Origin of the sequence: Rhodopirellula sp. MGV (assembly GCF_002251265.1) — a bacterium.
GTDB lineage: Bacteria > Planctomycetota > Planctomycetia > Pirellulales > Pirellulaceae > Stieleria > Stieleria baltica_A.
In genome coordinates this window covers 11,903-30,367 of sequence record NZ_NPDI01000026.1, presented here as the reverse complement: position 1 = coordinate 30,367, position 18,465 = coordinate 11,903, and the positions used below count along the sequence as shown (strand labels likewise).

At 55.4% G+C, this 18,465-nt stretch carries 9 protein-coding genes; 7 read left to right on the top strand and 2 right to left on the bottom strand.

Translation table 11 applies throughout. The annotated features are described in order from the left end of the window. Positions 1–329 precede the first annotated feature (329 nt). The gene (locus CGZ80_RS08290; RefSeq protein ID WP_233148304.1) at positions 330–788 is read right to left on the bottom strand and encodes an FHA domain-containing protein; all 459 of its coding nucleotides are present in this window, start codon (positions 786–788) and stop codon (positions 330–332) included. A gap of 107 nt (positions 789–895) precedes the next feature. Between CGZ80_RS08290 and CGZ80_RS08285 the strand changes: the two genes are divergently transcribed. The 7 genes from CGZ80_RS08285 to CGZ80_RS08255 all read left to right on the top strand — a co-directional run bounded on the left by CGZ80_RS08285 (position 896) and on the right by CGZ80_RS08255 (position 15,283). Beyond that, positions 896–1,999: a TIGR01212 family radical SAM protein gene (locus CGZ80_RS08285; protein WP_094413250.1), complete on the top strand. Its 1,104-nt coding sequence runs from the start codon at positions 896–898 to the stop codon at positions 1,997–1,999. 10 nt (positions 2,000–2,009) lie between these two features. Then, the gene (locus tag CGZ80_RS08280) at positions 2,010–3,380 is read left to right on the top strand and encodes a sensor histidine kinase (protein ID WP_094413248.1); all 1,371 of its coding nucleotides are present in this window, start codon (positions 2,010–2,012) and stop codon (positions 3,378–3,380) included. Beyond that, a complete protein-coding gene (locus CGZ80_RS08275) occupies positions 3,356–4,783 on the top strand; it encodes a sigma-54-dependent transcriptional regulator (RefSeq protein ID WP_094413246.1) in 1,428 nt (475 codons plus the stop codon). Before CGZ80_RS08280 ends, CGZ80_RS08275 begins: the two co-directional genes overlap by 25 nt. A 371-nt stretch (positions 4,784–5,154) precedes the next feature. Beyond that, positions 5,155–7,734: a glutaminase family protein gene (locus tag CGZ80_RS08270; RefSeq protein WP_094413244.1), complete on the top strand. Its 2,580-nt coding sequence runs from the start codon at positions 5,155–5,157 to the stop codon at positions 7,732–7,734. 277 nt (positions 7,735–8,011) lie between these two features. Continuing rightward, positions 8,012–8,899 (top strand): hypothetical protein, encoded by an 888-nt coding sequence (locus CGZ80_RS08265; RefSeq protein ID WP_094413242.1) that lies wholly within the window; start codon positions 8,012–8,014, stop codon positions 8,897–8,899. A gap of 475 nt (positions 8,900–9,374) precedes the next feature. Continuing rightward, positions 9,375–14,672: a serine/threonine protein kinase gene (locus CGZ80_RS08260; RefSeq protein WP_094413240.1), complete on the top strand. Its 5,298-nt coding sequence runs from the start codon at positions 9,375–9,377 to the stop codon at positions 14,670–14,672. Continuing rightward, the gene (locus CGZ80_RS08255) at positions 14,669–15,283 is read left to right on the top strand and encodes a sigma-70 family RNA polymerase sigma factor (RefSeq protein ID WP_094413238.1); all 615 of its coding nucleotides are present in this window, start codon (positions 14,669–14,671) and stop codon (positions 15,281–15,283) included. The genes CGZ80_RS08260 and CGZ80_RS08255 overlap by 4 nt, the downstream gene beginning before the upstream one ends. Here the strand turns inward: CGZ80_RS08255 and CGZ80_RS08250 are convergent. Next, positions 15,280–18,414 (bottom strand): PAS domain-containing protein, encoded by a 3,135-nt coding sequence (locus tag CGZ80_RS08250; RefSeq protein ID WP_094413236.1) that lies wholly within the window; start codon positions 18,412–18,414, stop codon positions 15,280–15,282. The genes CGZ80_RS08255 and CGZ80_RS08250 overlap by 4 nt on opposite strands. Positions 18,415–18,465 lie beyond the last annotated feature (51 nt).

Genomic DNA, 18,465 nt, shown 5'->3' with positions numbered 1-18,465 from the left:
GCCGTTGGCCCTACTGTTTTTGGTTGGGTCATTTTCCAGGCCCTGCGGACCTGGCTAGGTAACCGGCCGGGGCTTCGCCCCTAAGACAAACGCCGCTGGAGTCTAGCCTTTAGGCGATTCTCGGTCCGCCGGCAAAACCAAAGCCACACAACCGCTGGCTATCGCCAATGCGGCTCATTAAGCACAAGGCGGGGACTCCTCGCGTCGTCCACTACCTGTTGGAGTCTAGCCTTTAGGCGATTTTCGGTTTCCCGCCGGCGATGCTGGTGCGGCTGAGAAAGCAAATCACGCAACCGCTGGCGATGCCAATGCGGCTGATGAGAGCTTGTTTACTCGGGTTTCTTATTGGTGAAACCTTTGGCGTCACGTTTGCTGACGCCGGCACGCGACATCAACGAACTTTTCATCACTTCGTCCAAATACTCGTCATCCGCCGGTGGTGGTCCGTAGGCACCCAAAAGCTGTGGATCGTACTCGACAGTGTACACGTGACGTGCGATGGCGAGTTTGCATTTCGGATCGAGGCGTTTTCGGATGACAGGGCGGCCGTCAACTTTGATGCCATTTCGGCTGTTCATGTCCCGAATGAACCAATATCCCTGCTCCAAACTCATCCGTGCGTGTTGACCGGAGACGTTGTTGAACTTCAACTGGATATCGCACTCAGCGCGTCGACCGACGACCAGGCGATCTTTCATCAGTGGGATCGGATCGCCACCACCGATGGGGACCAATTGCCCATACTTTCCGGCGAAATCCTGGTCTTCATTGTCGTCAAAATAGTTCACCGCCACGCCTCGTGAATGGTGGGCTTGTCGTACGTATTAAACTGAGTCACAAAATCCTGCGCGTGAGCAGCAGGACGGTGGAACAACGAACTCCCTAATATCGACCGATCACCCCCGCTTGGCAACGGACTCCTTTGACAATTTCCGGTTCTAATGATCGTTTGGCCTGGCAACGCGAGGGTCTTTATTTTAACGCCTTTGGTGCTTTTTTAAGGCGCCAATTCGGCGGACGTATCCAGCGTGTCAGCCTGGACGCCGGGTTCACTTGCCCCAACGTCGATGGGGCCGTCGCACGCGGCGGTTGCAATTTTTGCGACAACCGTTCGTTCAGCCCCTCGCGACGCGTGCGGCTGAAACGTGTCAGCGAACAATTAGATTCTGGCATCATAACGGTCCGCCGGCGCTATAAAAATGTTTCCGGTTTTTTGGCCTATTTCCAACCGGCCACCAATACCTATGCCCCGGTCGACCAACTGGAAGAAGTCTTCCGTCTGGCGATCGGCCAACACCCCGATATCGTTGGCTTGGCAATTGGCACGCGTCCCGATTGTGTTCCCGAAAGTGTGCTGTCGCTGGTCGAAGGTCTGGCCCGTGAGCATTATGTTTCGCTGGAATACGGCATGCAGACGATGCACCAGCCGGGACTGGACTGGATGAATCGTGCTCACAACCACGAGCACATGATCAATGCGATCGACCGATCGCGAGGTCGCGGTTTCGAATGCTGCGTCCACATCATCCTGGGGATCCCGGGCGAAACGCACGAGATGATGATGCAGACGGCGGATGAGGTTTCGCGACTGGGATTTGATGCGATCAAACTGCACAACCTTTATGCGGTCCAAGGTACGAAGCTTGGCGACGAGGTGAGCAGCGGAAAAATCAAGATGATGGAACAGGACACTTATGTGAACACCGTCGTCGATTTTCTAGAACGTATCCCTCCGACGACAGTCGTCGAACGCATCAGTGGTGACGCCCCGCCCAAGTATTTGATCGCACCGCAATGGTGTTTGGACAAGTCGACGTTGAAGCTGCAAATCGAAGCTGAGTTCGACCGACGTGGCACCCGCCAAGGCTCGCACTACGTCGCCCCAGAAATCGATCCCGATCTGCGTCCTCGCCCCGCCGACAACACGCCTCAATCGATCCGTGACCAGATCGATGTGCGCGGTCGTCTGCCGGTACTAAAAATCGAATCGACGAACTGACATCCCGTCGATGACCGCTTCCATCAATCCGCCGCCGCACCCAGCTGACTTGCCGATGACGGCAACGTCTTCCCTGCGGTTTCGTTTTTTGGGCCCAATCCTGCTCGCGACTTCGGTTGTCGCCATCGCGATTTCGCTGGCGGCCTATCGATTCGGTTCGGAACAAGCCGCACAAGAATCCGAACAGCGTTTTGATGATCTAGAACGGACGATCGCACAAGCGAAGTACCCGTTCAACGAAAACGTGATGCGATTGCTTGCCAGCTTGACCGGAACAGAACTGATCACACTGGACGCCGATGACAATGTGATTCGCGGGACGATCAAAGGCCTCGACGAGCCGCCAGCCGACCACGCCTCGATCACGATCGATGGCGTCCCGTACCTAGTCCGCCGCATCAAAATCGAAAGCCCCCAGCGACGACAGGATGGTGTCAATCAAGTCGCCGTGTTGCTGGATCAAAGCGAACTTGCCAAGCGACGCGGACAATTCATCGCACTGCCAATCGCGACGGGCTTGTTGACGGTCGTCCCTCTGGGACTGATCAGCTACCTGCTCGCATCGCGGCTGATCAAACGGATCCGACGGCTGCAGCAAGAAGTCCACCGGATCGCCAGCGGCAATTTGAAACTGACGATCGAAGACAACGACAAAGACGAACTTTCGCGACTTGCCCATTCGATCAACCAGATGGCGTCCGAGCTCGAGACGCTGTGGAAACAAACCGAGCGGCGTCATGGTGAAAAGCTGATCGCCCAGGTCGCCGCAGGCATGGCCCACCAGCTTCGCAACAGCTTGACCGGTGCTCGGATGGCTGTCGAATTGCACGCCAACGAGTGCGACTCGGCCAATGACGAAGGCATCGGGGTGGCGCTCGACCAAATCGAAAAAGCAGAAGACTACGTTCGCCGAATCGTGATGCTGGCGTCTGGACGATTAGCCGACGCGGTGGAGATGCCGGTCAGCGAATGCCTGGATCAAATACGCGATGCGATCGGCCCGATCGCATCCCACCTTCGTCGTCCCCTCGCCTGGGAAATTGATGACTCCGTTGACCAATTCACTGTCGCGGAAGGTTCAACGTTTGTTGCGGGGGTGTCGAACTTGATTCAAAATGCCTTGCAAGCGGGTAAGAATGTCAAGGTCAACGCGTCTTGTCGTGATCAGACCTTGGTCGTTTCAGTCATCGATGACGGACCGGGCGTCGCCGACAAAATCGCGGCTGAAATGTTTGAGCCCTTTGTGACAACTAAATCCGAAGGCTTGGGTTTGGGGTTATCGGTTGCCATGCGTGCGGCAACCTCGCTGGGCGGCCGAGTCGAATACATCAGAACTTCTCATCAGACCGAATTCCGATTCACATGCAACATCAAGTCTTGATCGTTGACGATGAGCCCGCGATTTGCTGGGCACTCGAAAAAACGCTCGCCGGTGAAGGTCACACCGCGACGATCGCCTCCAGCGCCGAAGAAGGTTTGCGGCTCGCCGAAGACCAAGACTTTTCGATGGCGTTCTTGGACGTGCGGTTGCCGGGAATGGACGGAATCACCGCGCTGCCAAAGTTCATCGAACGCACTGATGCCCCCATCGTGATCATCACCGCGTTCGGGGATCTGGAAACCGCCGTCGCGGCTGTCAAAAACGGTGCCAGCGATTACTTGACCAAACCGTTCCGATTGGAAGACGTCCTGCAAGTCTGTCGCCGCACGCTGCAAACCGTCGAAGCTCAATCCGCCGAAGCCTCTCGCAACCAAGACAAGACTTCACTGGCCACCAGTGCCGCATCAATGGTGGGCGGGTCTGCGGCGATGCAACAAGTCTTTCGCCAAATCGCTTTGGTGGCCGATAGCGACTTGTCAGTTCTGATCACCGGTGAAACGGGGACGGGAAAGGAGTTGGTCGCCGCGGCGATCGCCAAACACTCCAGTCGTGCTGATCGACCCTACATTGTCACCGCCCCGGTGGCGTTGAACCCGGAGCTGATCGAAAGCGAATTGTTTGGTCACGTCAAAGGCGCGTTTACCGGAGCGATCGGCGATCGCGCCGGCCTATTCGAGCAAGCCGCCGGTGGGACGATCTTGCTGGATGAAATCGGTGACCTGCCGATGCGGATCCAAGTCAAGCTGCTGCGTGTGTTGGAGTCGGGTGAATTCAGCCGGGTCGGCGAAGTCCGTTCACGGGTTGCTGACGTTCGCGTGATCGCGGCAACGAATTGTGACTTGGTCGCAGCGATCTCGAAGGGCGAGTTTCGCGAAGACTTGTATCACCGATTGAGCGGGATGCAAATTCACTTGCCAGCGCTGCGTGAACGTGTCGAAGACATCGTGCCGCTGTGCGAACATTTCTTGTCGCGACTCTCCACGCCCGTGTCCGTTGATCTGAGCGACGAAATCATCGAAGAGTTGCAGCAGCGACATTGGTACGGAAACGTCCGTGAACTGAAAAATGCGATCGAACATGCGGCCGTTATCGCACGCGGTCGTCCGCTGGTCATCGCCGATTTGCCCATCAATGCGGTTAACCGCCCCAGCACAGCTGGTGGTGAAAACGGCGACAGTGCTGCGACACCGGAATCAGTCGTCGAGAAGTGGGTCAAAAACCAACTGGCCAAGGACGACTCGAATTCTGCGGATTTACACGCCAAGTTTTTGGACGATTTCGAGCCAACATTGATGCAAAAAGTGTTGCAGCACACCGGCGGCAATCGGGCGAAAGCCGCGGAAATCCTGGGGATTCACCGCAGCACCTTGCGTGAACGTTGCAAGGAATACGGCCTCGACTGACAAGGCCTCTCAATGCGCCGACGGCGCGTCTCATGTTCTGATTCGCGGGGGCTGTTATCTTGTTAAACCCCGCGATTCCTCCGCAATCGGTCCCTAATGCGGGGATCACCCCCAAATCTATCTCGCCCACCGCGTGACATTTGGGTTGCCGGAGGCGTACGTTTGAACGTGACGTGTTCTGATCCGTTGCGTGGCATCTCCGCCGGACTCTCGCATCAAGCCCGCAAGGCACCGCGATGACGTCTGCCCGACGGGCGTAAGCCACTCGCCTTTGTGACTTGGCCGAACAGGGCCTGCCTCCGATTAGGCCCTGACGACCGCGGACAACGGATCGAATCGTTTTCCAACCCGATCACGGACTTTCCCCAAACATGATGAATCGTTCACTCTTTACCTGCCTGATGGTGTCCGGCCTCGCGCTGCTGACATCGGCACCGACGCCGGCGTTGGCCGACGAAGCGTTTCGCCCACCAGCAGTCCCACTCGTTGCCTGCGATCCGTACTTCAGTGTCTGGTCACAAAGCGACAACCTGTGGGAAACCGCAACGACGCACTGGACCGGTAAGACACAACCGATGTCGGCCATCGTACGCGTCGACGGTCATGCCTATCGCTTGATGGGTGACTCGCCGCAAACGATCGCCGCACTGAAACAAACGTCCGTCAAAGTTCTGCCGACACGGACGGTTTATGGATTCGCCGGACACGGCGTCTCGGTCACGCTGACCTTCACCACGCCCGCATTGCCCGGCGACATGATGCTGCTCAGCCGCCCGACGACCTACGTCAACTGCGAAGCGACGTCGACGGACAAGAACAGCCATGATGTCGAGTTCTACTTCGACGCCGGCGGCCAGTTGGCAACGAACCTTCCCGAACAAGAAGTCACCGGAACCAGTGAGTCGCTGGATAACGCCACCGCATTGAAACTGGGCACGGTTTCGCAGTACGTCCTCGGCAAATCGGGTGACGACCTGCGGATCGACTGGGGCTACCTGTATGTTGCAGCGGACAAGAAAGCGAACGCGACGACTGCCTTCGGATCGTCGACTGCCTTGCGTGAAGCGTTCGACACCGCTGGCGTCAAAGGCTTGACCGATCAAAAGGCAAGCTTCCCCGCACGCGCCGACGAAGTGGTTGCCGCGGTCGCCATGCCGGCCGGAAAAGCGACCGCCGACAAGACGGCATCCTGCTTTGCACTGATCGCATACGACGATTTGTATTCGATCGAATTTATGAAGCATCGCCTGCGTCCGTTCTGGCGCAAGGACGGCTGGGAAGCGAAAGACCTGATCCACGCTGCGATCGCCGAACACGCTGACTTGGAAAGCCGCTGCGAAGCGTTCGACGACAAGCTGATGAGCGATCTGAAAAACGCCGGCGGACAAGACTACGCCGACATCGGTGCGTTGGCCTATCGCCAATGCTTTGCGGCCGGAAAGTTCGTTGCCGATGACAACGGCCAACCGTTGCAATTCAGCAAGGAGAATCACTCCAACGGCTGCATCGCGACCTCGGACGTTTTCTATCCGATGGCACCTCAGTTCTTGTTGTTTGGCCCTTCGGTATCGAAGTCCTTTATCGTTCCGTTCATGGAATACGCCGCTTCAAGCCGCTGGCGTTTCCCCTTCGCGCCACACGACCTTGGCACCTACCCGAAAGCCAACGGACAACGTTACGGCGGTGGCGAACGAAGTGAAGAAAACCAAATGCCGGTCGAAGAATGCGGTAACTTGCTGCTGCTCTTCGGTGCGGTCGCGCAAATGGAAGGCAACGCCGATTTCGCCGGCCTGTACTGGAAGCAATTGACCCAGTGGGCCGATTACTTGAGCGACAAGGGCTTTGATCCCGAGAACCAGCTTTGCACCGATGACTTTGCCGGCCACATGGCTCACAACGTTAACTTGAGTGCCAAAGCGATCTGTGCCCTCGGTGCTTACGCCAAGCTTTGCGAGATGCGTGGCGAACCCAAGGCAGCTGACAAGTACAACGGTTTCGCCAAGAAGTACGCTCAGCAATGGATCGAAGCGGCTCGCGACGGCGACCACTATCGTCTGGCGTTCGACCGCGAGGGCACTTGGAGCCAAAAGTACAACTTGGTTTGGGACCGCATCTTGGGATTGGACCTGTTCCCAAGTGACGTTTACGAAACCGAGATGAAGTACTACCGCGGGATTCAAAACGAATTCGGCTTGCCACTCGACAATCGTTCGGACTACACCAAGCTGGACTGGATCCTTTGGACGGCAACGCTGACCGAAGACCGCAATGATTTCGACGCATTGGTCGCACCGGTGCACGAATTTCTTGATGAAACACCTGATCGTTCGCCGATGACCGATTGGTACTTCACGTCGACCGCACGCAAACGTGGCTTCACCGCGCGTCCGGTGGTTGGCGGTGTCTTTTTGAAGCTGCTGTACGATGCCAAGGTTTGGCAACAGTACGCGTCAATGGACAAAACGAAGGCTGCCGGTTGGGCCGACATGCCGACGCCACCCAAGACCGTTAACCTGGTCGCCACCGCGGCTGACACCAAGTCGACGTATCGTTTTACGACCGAGCATCCGAGTGGGGACTGGTTTGCTGTCGATTACGATGACTCGTCTTGGTCGAAAGCCCAAGGTGGCTTGGGGTCGCGTCAAACGCCGAGCGCTCCCATCGGAACCATTTGGAACACCGACGACGTTTGGCTGCGACGGACGATCAAACTTAACGAGATCCCCAAGCGACTGGCACTGCGAATCTGGCACGACGAAGAGGCTCAGGTCTACGTCAACGGAAAGCTCGTCACTTCGCTCGGCGGATACACCACCGATTACGATTCCTTCGAAATCGAATCGGACGCTTTCCAAGAAGGCGAAAACGTCGTCGCGATTCACTGCCACCAATCCACCGGTGGCCAATACATCGACTTCGGTCTGGACAAAGTCGTCCCGGCAACGAAGTAAAACGATTCGCGAATCGACAAACCAAACAACAGCCGGCGGCACCCCCGCCGGCTGTTTTCGTTTCCGTAGTGGACGAAACGACAAGTCATTTCCTTGGGCCAAAGGTCCAGCCAATTGCCTAGCCCGGTCCGCAGAGCCCGGTAACGATTTCCATGTAGTGGACGAAGCGATGAGTCCCCGGCTTGTATAAATAGCCTTCCAATTAATTTGCGTGGCAGATCTCGAGCGGATACCATTTCAGACACCATGTCTTCACACTCTTCGCACGGGAACTGGAATGCGATACTTCGCCACATTGCTCTGGATTGTCTTCGCGATTCCGTCCGTTGCACAAAACCCGAAGGAAGATTACGAGACGCTCAAGAAGTTTTATCGACATCAAGCTCGGCAAATCAACTTTCACCTTGATCCCGAAGGCAAACAAAAGCTTCAGCTTGAAGCGCCGGTGATGACTTGGACGGGGCTGGACTATCAAGGTTTCCGTGATACCAATGCGCCTAACTCTGGTGACGTTTACGTCTGGACCTATCAAGGCAGGGCCATCGTCGCGGGTGGAGTTCTGTCGCTTCCGCTAAATTACGGCCATGAGGTTTATCAGGAGTTCCAGGCCCTCGTCGAAACGCCTCCCCAGCCGATTGTCAGTCGCTGCGATTGGGGTGTCATGTGGGCGCCGCCTGGTATTCAACCTCGGCCGCTTCCTGGTGCCATGCCTCCTGCCGAAGGAAGCGACGCGAGCGCACTTCGTCAACGAGATCTCCAAATGCGGGGCCTCGCAAAACAATTCACCGCAGAGACTCGTTCTGCAACAACCGGCGAAATCCACCCGCTAAAACTGCAACCTAAAGCTGTCTTTCGTCTCAATCAAGACGAATTGCGTGAGTCCGATTCACATGTCGTCGATGGTTGCTTGTTCATTTTCACCAACCAACTCGGCACCGACCCTGAGCTGACACTCTTGCTGGAATGCCACCGAACGGACAAAGGCCTCCAATGGATGTATGCACCAGGCTCGCTTGCTTTCCAAGAGCTCTGGCTGAAGCACAAAGACAAAGAAGTTTGGCATCTCCCCAATTTTCTTCAGGCCCCCGGCGAACGCAACTTCGTCTCCACTCGCCTCTACGGAGGCATCAAAATTGATCAGATGAAGGACCTGATCAACGAATAGCACCAACGCTGATCACCATCTTTTCCATGAGTCGTCTCTTGGCTTCGAACCGGGCACTGCCTCTCGTGGAGGCTGACAGTCCATCGAAACGAATCGGGTAGACGACGTGGGAGGAATGAACCGCAAAGCACGCGGAGAAGCGCAGAGCCCAGCGTTGACCGTCCTTTGCATTTCATCATGTTCTATCCGTGTTTTTCATCGCTGCAATTCTGAACTATCGAAACGACAAGTTACTTCTTTGGGCCAAAGGTCCAGCCAATTACCTAGCCCGGTCCGCAGGGCCGGGTAACGATGTCCATGGAGTGGACGAAGCGATGAGCCCCCTTGCAATGGCAGGGACTCATCGCTTCGTCCACTACGTTAGATTTTAAATTATTTTGTTGCGCCAGCGATCCGTTTGTCTCTTTCGCCTTAGGGACTGATCAATCGCTGATTGTCTAGTCAGTCCCATCGACATTTTCGGGTACGATGGCTGATGATGAATAAAGCAGAAGACGCTCAAAACGATACGGGTGATGAAACGCTGGATGCGACCATCGCGGCGCTGCTTGATCGCTACTTGAGTCATCGTGAACGGGGCACTGCACCCGATCGCTCAACCTGGTTGGCTCAGCATCCAGAACACGCCGAACGCTTGGCGAAGTGTCTTGATGCGGTTGAACTGTTCGAACCGCCAACGCGTGTACCAACCGAAACACATGCCCAAGTCTCGGTCGGCCAATTCGACATCTTGCAAGAAATTGGCCGCGACGGCATGGGCGTCGTCTACGAGGCACGCGATCGGTCGCTGGACCGAATTGTCGCCTTGAAAGTGATGCGATTTGGGATCGTCGATCCAAACGCTCTCGATCGATTTCGCCGGGAAGCCGAAACGGCTGGTGCACTGCACCACACCAACATCGTTCCGGTCTATGCGACGGGACGCGAAGGTGACACGAGCTGGTATGCGATGCAGCGAATCGAAGGCGAAAGCCTTGCGACGATCATCAGCCGGTCCATCGAAAACGAAACCCGAACTGATCTCGAACAGATTCTTGATGTCGGCATCCAAGTCGCCGAGGCGCTTCATCATGCGCACCAGCGTCATGTGATCCACCGAGACGTCAAACCGGGCAATTTGATCGTCGACCACAGCGGCCGTGTTTGGTTGACCGACTTCGGTCTCGCACGCCGGCTTATCGATGCGGGTGCGACGATGACCGGCGCGCTACTTGGAACGCCAAGGTACATGAGTCCCGAACAAGCCGACCTGTGCCGATCAGAAGACGTTGACCAGCGCAGCGATGTCTTTTCGCTCGGCGCGACGCTGTATGAAATGGCATGCGGCACACCGCCATTTCAAGGCAACGATCCTGTCGAACTGTTTACAAAGATTCGTTATGACGAGCCAGCACCACCACGTGATCACCGTCCTGATTTGCCGGCGGATTTACAGACGGTGATTCTGAAAGCGATGGAGAAAAATGTCGACCGGCGCTATGCATCCGCCGGCGAATTGGCGAACGAATTGCGTGCAATTCGCGACGACCACCCCATTCGAGCTCGCCCCTTGTCATTGCTGGAACGATCGGCACGGTATACCCGCAAACATCAATCGCGGATCAAGATCGCGATGTCCGCAACGGTCCTTGCGGTGGTCGCGACGCTGATTGGACTGTTCGTCCTGAACACTTGGCAGGCAAGCCAGCAAGGTCGATTCCGAATTCGCACCGGCGCGACGCAATATCAGGCCTTGTTGTCGCCGACGACACCGACGTCAACACCTCCACAGGAACTGACGTTGCCGATGCGTCGCTTTGAAACGCTTCCGGCACAGGAATACCGCGGGATCGTCGTCCCCGAAGGCGGTTGGGGGCAACCTGTGCGATTCAACCTCGACAGAGGTGTGACGCAAGAGTTGCAGATTAGCCAAGCCAGTGTGGAAGAAAGATCAGTCCGCATCAACGGAAAACTGATCGATGTAGTCCCATCAGCTTACGGTCCGGCAATCTTGACGCGACATGAAGGCCAGCTCGAACGTATCAGCATGCACTCCGAAGGCCAGTGGAACGCCGATGTCCAAGCGGTTTCAACGAAACATTTTGAACTACGCCTGAATGATCCGCCGCAAGGCCACAAACCGGTCACCGTCAACTTTGCCAACACATTTATCCCGTTATCCGATTTCGATCGCGGACAACGGACGCTTGATGACGCGCCACTCTACTCACAAGGCACCTTTTCACTACGTGACCCAATCGACATCGATGGTGACGAGCATCTCGATACGGTGATTGCAGCGATTGATCAGCCGGCACTCTGTGCACTAAGTCACGAAGGCCAAACACTTTGGGCGACTTCGTTTTCATCGGATGCCATCTACACGAAATCAACCATTCCACTTCAATTTCAATTCAACTCTAAGGCAGAACTCGGCTTCCCAAGTATCCAGCATTTAAAAACCATCCCGGATCAAAACGGTGACGGCCTGAACGATCTCTTTGCCCAAATCGTCTTTGTCGACTTTACCGGACTGACGGTCGCTTGTTTTGTGAGCATCGATTCGGCAACAGGCCAGCCGATCCATTCCGTTTCACAAATGCTCCCTTATTCCCAGGACAAACCTTGGCCAGCCGATGGTGTCTTCTTACCAGAGAAGATGCAGTATCGTAAAAGGGGCGCGTTCACCTCCAGCCATGGCAGAGTTCTCTACATCAACCGGCGATACAACGCCCATGACTTTCACATACGCCAACAGATGTCACGCTGGCCGCGTCGAATCGCAACTCCCAGCCCTCCGGTGCTGCTGATCAACGATGGTGAAATCAGAATCGCTTCGTTGCAAGGGAACCTCTGTACGCTTTTTGCGCTCAGCAACCACCAACAACCAACGCAAACAATCAAACTGCCATTTACACCAGCGCACGCACCGCGTCTGGCAGGCACAGGCCGCGATGCTCGCTTAATTTTCATTAGCCAAACGGAACTTTATCAAAACGCTGGCATGATCGAGGGGACCGAGGTTCTTGCCTATGACGCACAAGGAACCCTCAAATGGCAAACCGTCTTGCAGCATCTCGATTGGGTAGACAGCGTCGGACACAATCACAATGACTGGCCACTCGTTTCCGATTTGAATGGCGACGGACTTGACGAAGTCATCTTCCCCAGACAAAGGCAGCGGTATGAACGAAGCTTCGGAATTCAGATCTTTGATGCGGCGAGCGGTCGCGAAATTTTGGCTGGCGATGACTTCGCACCAGTCCAAGAGTTATTCAGCACCGGACTGGCTCGACTGACCGTAGCAGATGACCTCGATAACGATGGCTGGAAAGACATTGCGACCGCATCTTTGTCGCTTGACTCTGCGACTTCGACAGAACTTGAACAAGACAACGTGTTCGCCTACGTCGATTGGATCTCCTCACGCGATGGCCGATCGCTCAGTTGGGCTCGCCACAAAATCCACGACCATGTCGATCAACCGATCGTTATCGGAATCGACGCGATCCGATCTGTGCCACGCGGGTCCGTAGAGATCGATGTCGTGGTCGGACGTGACAACCTAGATACGAATCTGGCAAGCCAAGTCATCCGATTTCATCCGAGCGACCCAAACGCGACTGAAATCGCAAATGGGCTAGATGTTTGTCCTGCGCCAGCCAACGACCAGCACGACGTACGAGCCTATCGCCGACGCGGCGGCCCCTATGGCTTGGGCGATGACATGGTTTCACTGATCCGCAAGACTCCATCGTCCCCCCTAAGGCTTGGGAGCAACAACATTCTGGCCACTTGGAACGAAAACGGTTTGAGTCTTGTCGCCGTTCACGATCAATCAACCAACGAGCTTGCGGTGTTTGACGCATCAAGTTTGGAAACCCTTTGGACGCATCAATTCCGACAAGAAGGATCAAACAGCCATGTCCTGACAGTCTGGCGAGGTCACACGGTTGACTTTTTAGTCCAAACCATGGAATTCGAGAACGAAACCGACAATCGGCTGCTCGAAGGGTGGAACGGAGACACACTTTGTGAGTTACCCACCACGCTTGATGGCCGTGCGATTGCGTTCCTCGAAACGCAAGACGCGACTTCTGCCCTCGTCGTCGGTGACGGATCACTTCAAGGCAGCTTTTCGACCAATCGAATCAACGCCTTCAAAATGTCGTTGGTGAACCTCCGCAGCGGTGCGGTCCGTTGGTCGAGCAATTTCCTTTCCGAAGCGAATCGTCATAACAAACCACAAACCTTCAGCCATTTGCAACTCGCCGATCTGAACGGCGATGGGACAGAAGATGTGGTGGGCTCCGATTCTCGCGATGGCGTTTTATTTCTGGCGGCATGGAATGGAAAAAACGGTGATCGCCTGTGGGAACGCTCGATGTATTACCCCTCAACCGACACTGACTACTCGATTCAATTCACCACCGTCCAATCCAAAGACAGCGTTTCGATTGTTTACTTTGGACTTCGCGACGAAGATGCCGAACACCAAACGTTGAACCTCTGCTCGTCGACGGGAACAGCACTGGATTTTTACGAACCGCCAGATGGAGACGAACTGCAAGCGTGGTGGTTCGATCGATGGGATCGCAACGCCTGCCTATCGAATGTTTCATCCGATAAATCCTCAACACGCGTGGCGTGGGGCCGCAAGTACCGCAATCAATACCACTGCACGATCTTTGATACAGCGAACAGCAAACTGCAGGTAACGGACGAGCATCGTTTTGATTGGAATTCCGGCAACATTGCCCAAATCCAGATGGCCGACGTCGACGAAGATGGAACAGTGGAAAGCCTGTTGCTCGCTTACGATCACCAACGCCCAGCAGACGCCAGCAAAAACATCAGGGCGATTCAACACGCGATCCGTTTGCCGATCGATTCCGCAACACCAACTTTCACATTGCAATTGTCGGATTTGGAAACGATCAATGGTGACACGTTTCGGCGTGAAGGCGATCAATGGGTCAGTTGGAAACGTGCGCAAACATCAAGCTGGAAAGGCGTTTGTTGGAACACAGGACAAACACTCGAGATCGCCCCAAATGGCGTTCGTTTTTTTGACCAACCGCCAGCCGTTTGCAGACTCGATGCGGACGGAAACGGCATCGTCGCTTGCCCAACTCCCGATGGCCTCGAAGCGAGGCAGCTTGAGAGCACTACGCAAGCAGCCGATTCCGCCGTCACTTTCCATTCGGTAGCCGACCCACGGTTGCGACGTCAATTGTTTGCCGATGCCGGCGTTCACTCCAGCCTAGCGGAATTGCTTGCCAGTCTTGCGCACGGTCTCGCCGCGATCGCAGCGTTGGTTACTACCCCGTTCTGGTACGTACGTCGATCGCTCCGTCACCGTCGATGGGGCATTCGCTGGCTACTGACTCTCCCGGCGGTCGTCGGGGTGTGGATGTATTATTGGCAAAACTTCGTCGATGACCGCAATGACCTGGCGGTAACATTGCTGTATGGCATCGCGGCCTTTGCCGGCATCGTCTCCGCGAAGGCCGCATTACGGTCTCGCCAAGATCGGCACCTGCTTGCCATTCGCATGACGTTGTCTGTCGGAACCGTTGGCGTGTTTCTGATCGTATCGGCTTTTGAACTCTTTCGCACGAAAGACGAACCCTACCACTACGTTCTCGCGTTTGACGATTCGGCACGAGTACTCTTGTTGTGCTACCTGCTCGTTTCGTTGATCTACGCCGCGGTTTACTTGATTACCAGTTTCCTGAAACGACTCATGAGAAACACATTCGCTGGTCGAAACGCAGCTGCGGTGACGGCATGAACGAAGAAGCCCCGAACACTGGTGACGATTATGAAAACGCCTTGCGGAAAAGTTGGTCGATCGGACCACTGCGGCCGTGGCTTCGTCTACTCGCTGAACGGCAGCTTCCGCGAGGCTTGAAAGGGCGTATCGATCCGTCCGATGTGGTTCAGCAAACGCTGGTGGACGCATGGCGTGGCAATGCAGACTTTCGTGGAACGACACAAGCCGAACGCCTCGCCTGGCTAAAGACGATTCTGCAACGCACGCTAATGCGTTTCAATCGAGATCAACTGCAAACACAGAAACGCGGCTTGGGACGCGAGCAGTTGCTGCAAGCCGCAATCGACCAAGACAGCTTGCGACTGTCGGAGATGGCAATCGATCGCAACCCTGGGCCTGCCGACATTGCCGAGCAATCAGAAAAAGCGTTGCGACTCGCGGCAGCACTGAACGCTTTGCAGCCAGCGGATCGCGAAGTCTTGGTCTTGCGTCATCTCGAAAACTTGACGCACGAAGAGATCGCCAAACGCATTGGCAAGTCAAACGCCGCGGCACGCATGATGTGGATACGGGGACTGGAAAAGCTGCGAGTCGCATACGAAGAAACCAGCGACGAGACGACCGGCTAATCCCGCCCGCCGCTCTTTCGCATCACTTCCAGGACCGCATGGACTTCGGAATGCAGCGTCTGATACGCGTCGTTGAGCTCGCTTGCCGTTGTTTCATCAGAAATGCTTTGCAACTGATTTGCAACCGCGGCGGCGTGGTCAGCACCGACACTGCGTGATGCGCCGCCCAAGGTATGCGACAACGTGCGAATCGCATTGATGTCTTTCGACTCGATCGCTGCACGAAGCTGCTCAAGTAACGTCTGGCTCTCTTGCAGATAGGCCGCCATCAGATCGTGCAGCAAATCTTCGCTGCCACCGACCAGTTGCCGAACCTGATCTAAACTGTAGCGATCCGATGTCGCGGGAGAAGTTTCGCAATCGCTCTCCGTTTGCACAACGACACCGAAACTTTCGATCACTTGGCCGAGTGTTTCTTTCAGGGTTGCGATCCGAATTGGCTTTGGAATGTATTCGTCCATTCCGGCGTGCAAGCAACGCTCGCGGTCGCCTTTCATCGCATGAGCCGTCATGGCAATGATCGGAACATGTTTCCCACTTTCGACTTCCTGTTGACGAATCTGCTCGGTTGCCGCCAACCCATCGACAACGGGCATTTGGACATCCATCAACACCACGTCGAAGTCACGCTCACGCAATAAATCGATCGCCGCTTGCCCATCGCTGACAACCGTGACTTCCATTTGCATCCGCGAAAGCACGCCGATCGCGAGTTTTTGATTGACGAGATTGTCTTCCGCCAACAGCACCCGCAACCCGCGTAGGGCATCATCCGACAAATCGACTGCGGCGTGATCGGGCTCGTCCTCGGCACCGTTGACGCCCAATGTTCGCACGATCGCATCAAAGATTTCAGATTGCTTGACAGGCTTCAGCAATCGTTCTGCGATTTCGAGTTCGACGTTCCGGGCGTGATCACCTTGGCGTCCGGCGCTGGTCAAGATAATGACGGGGGTTTCGGCAATCGCCGGATCTTTGCGAATCTCTTGGACCAAATCGTAGCCACTCATTTCGGGCATGTGGATGTCCGTGACCACCAACTTGCAAGGCTGGTCACTGCGCTCCGCGTCACGCAACAATGCCAAGGCAACTTTGCCTGACTCGGCCAAGATTGGCGTCATTCCCCAGTTCGAGAACATCTCCTGCAAAATCGTTCGGTTGGTCGCGTTGTCGTCGACAATCAAGACCTTTGTTCCGCCGACATACACCAAACCTTTACTGACCGAGGTCTCGGCATCGGCCGCAACACCGAGATGCAAATCAAATTCGAACGTGCTGCCGCGGCCAACCTCGCTGTCGACTTCGATCGTGCCTCCCATTAGGCTGACCAAGCGTGTGGAGATCGCCAGACCTAAGCCCGTCCCGCCGAATCGCCGCGTCACCGATGTGTCAGCCTGCTCGAATTCGCGGAAGATCGCTTCGCATCGCTCGGCGGGGATCCCAACGCCAGTGTCCTGGACCCTGATGTTAAGCACCGCCTCGGTTTCATCCGAACGCTTAGCTTTTACATCGATAAAGACCTCACCGTGCTCGGTGAACTTGATCGCGTTGCCCACCAAGTTGACCAAGATTTGCCGTATACGCCCGGCATCACCCACGACATAGCGAGGCACTAACGGATCGACACGAAAAGCAAGCTCTAGCCCCTTGGCATGGGCTTTCAACCCAAGCGTCTTCATCGTGTCACCGATGCTTTCGCGCAAGTCAAACGTTTGTGGTTCGATCTCCAGCTTGCCCGCTTCGATCTTCGAAAAGTCCAAGATGTCGTTGATGATCGACAAAAGGGATTCACCCGACTCTTGGACCATCGACAGAAAACTGCGCTGCGTCGTATCCAGACGCGTCTCCAGCAGCAAGTCCGTCATACCGATGATCGCGTTCATCGGCGTGCGGATCTCGTGACTCATGTTGGCCAGAAAATCGCTTTTGGCACGATTGGCCTTATCCGCGATGTCTTTGGCCTCAACGATTTCTTTTTCAAACTTCTTTCGTTCGGTGATGTCATGACCAATCCCGACGACACCGATCACTTCGCCTTCGCTGTCACGCAACGGCACCTTGGTGGTCAACAACCAACGCGGCTCGCCATCGGGTCCCTGGTGTGACTCCTCGCGATCAAACAGCGGTTCACCGGTCCGCATCACGTTCTGGTCGTCGGTGACATAATTGCACGCCATTTCAGCTGGCGAAAAATCATAGTCGCTTTTACCGATGATTTGCTCGGTCGATGCCAGCCCCAACAGATTCACCAAGGACTGATTTGCGGTCACGAATCGCCCGGCACGGTCTTTGACATAGATCAAATCGGGCACATTGTTGATGATCGTTTTCAACAAATCGCGTTCGCGTGAGAGCTCCTGTTCGGCGCGAATTTGCTCGGACACGTCGCGTGAAATGCCCACCGTTCCGACGACTTGACCAAAAGAATCGACGAGCGGCGCTTTGGTCGTACTGCACCAAGTGTCGTCTCGATCGGGATAGGTTTCCCGTTCGATCTTGCCTTGGATCATCTCGCCGGTTTCTAAGATCCGGCGTTCGTCGGCAAGCGCCTCCTTGGCGTGTTCACGGCCGAAAAAATCGGCATCGGATTTGCCGATCGCGTCGCGAGCATCCTCCAACCCAAGCTTTGTCGCACAACTGCGACTCAACCGAATGAAACGGCTTTCGGTGTCTTTGAAATAGATCGAATCAGGCACCGTGTCGAGCAGGATCGAGAGCAAATTTCTTTCGAACTCGATCTGATGCTCGGTGTTCTTTTGATCGGTCACATCCCAGAACATCACTTGGATGCCAATCACCGTTCCGTCGGAGTCCCGCACCGGTGCTTTCCAGACTTCGACGTACTTGACAGTCCCGCCAGAATCTTGATGGCGTTCGACGTTGTGATAGAGGTCTTCAGACTCCAGAACATGATGGTCGTCGGCCTGGTACTTCTTGGCAAGATCGGCCGGGAAGAGATCAAAATCCGACTTTCCGATCAATTCGTCGACGGGACGCCCGATGACTCCACAGGCCAACTCGTTGGCGAATTGTAGCCGCCCCTGAAGATCCTTGCGGATCACACATAGCGGCAAGCTTTCGATCAACGACCGATAGGTTGCCTCCGATTCATTGGAACTTGTTTGGGCCATCGCTTACCGCCTCAACCGCTTTGGCTTTACTCTGCCTTCAACCTTGAATTT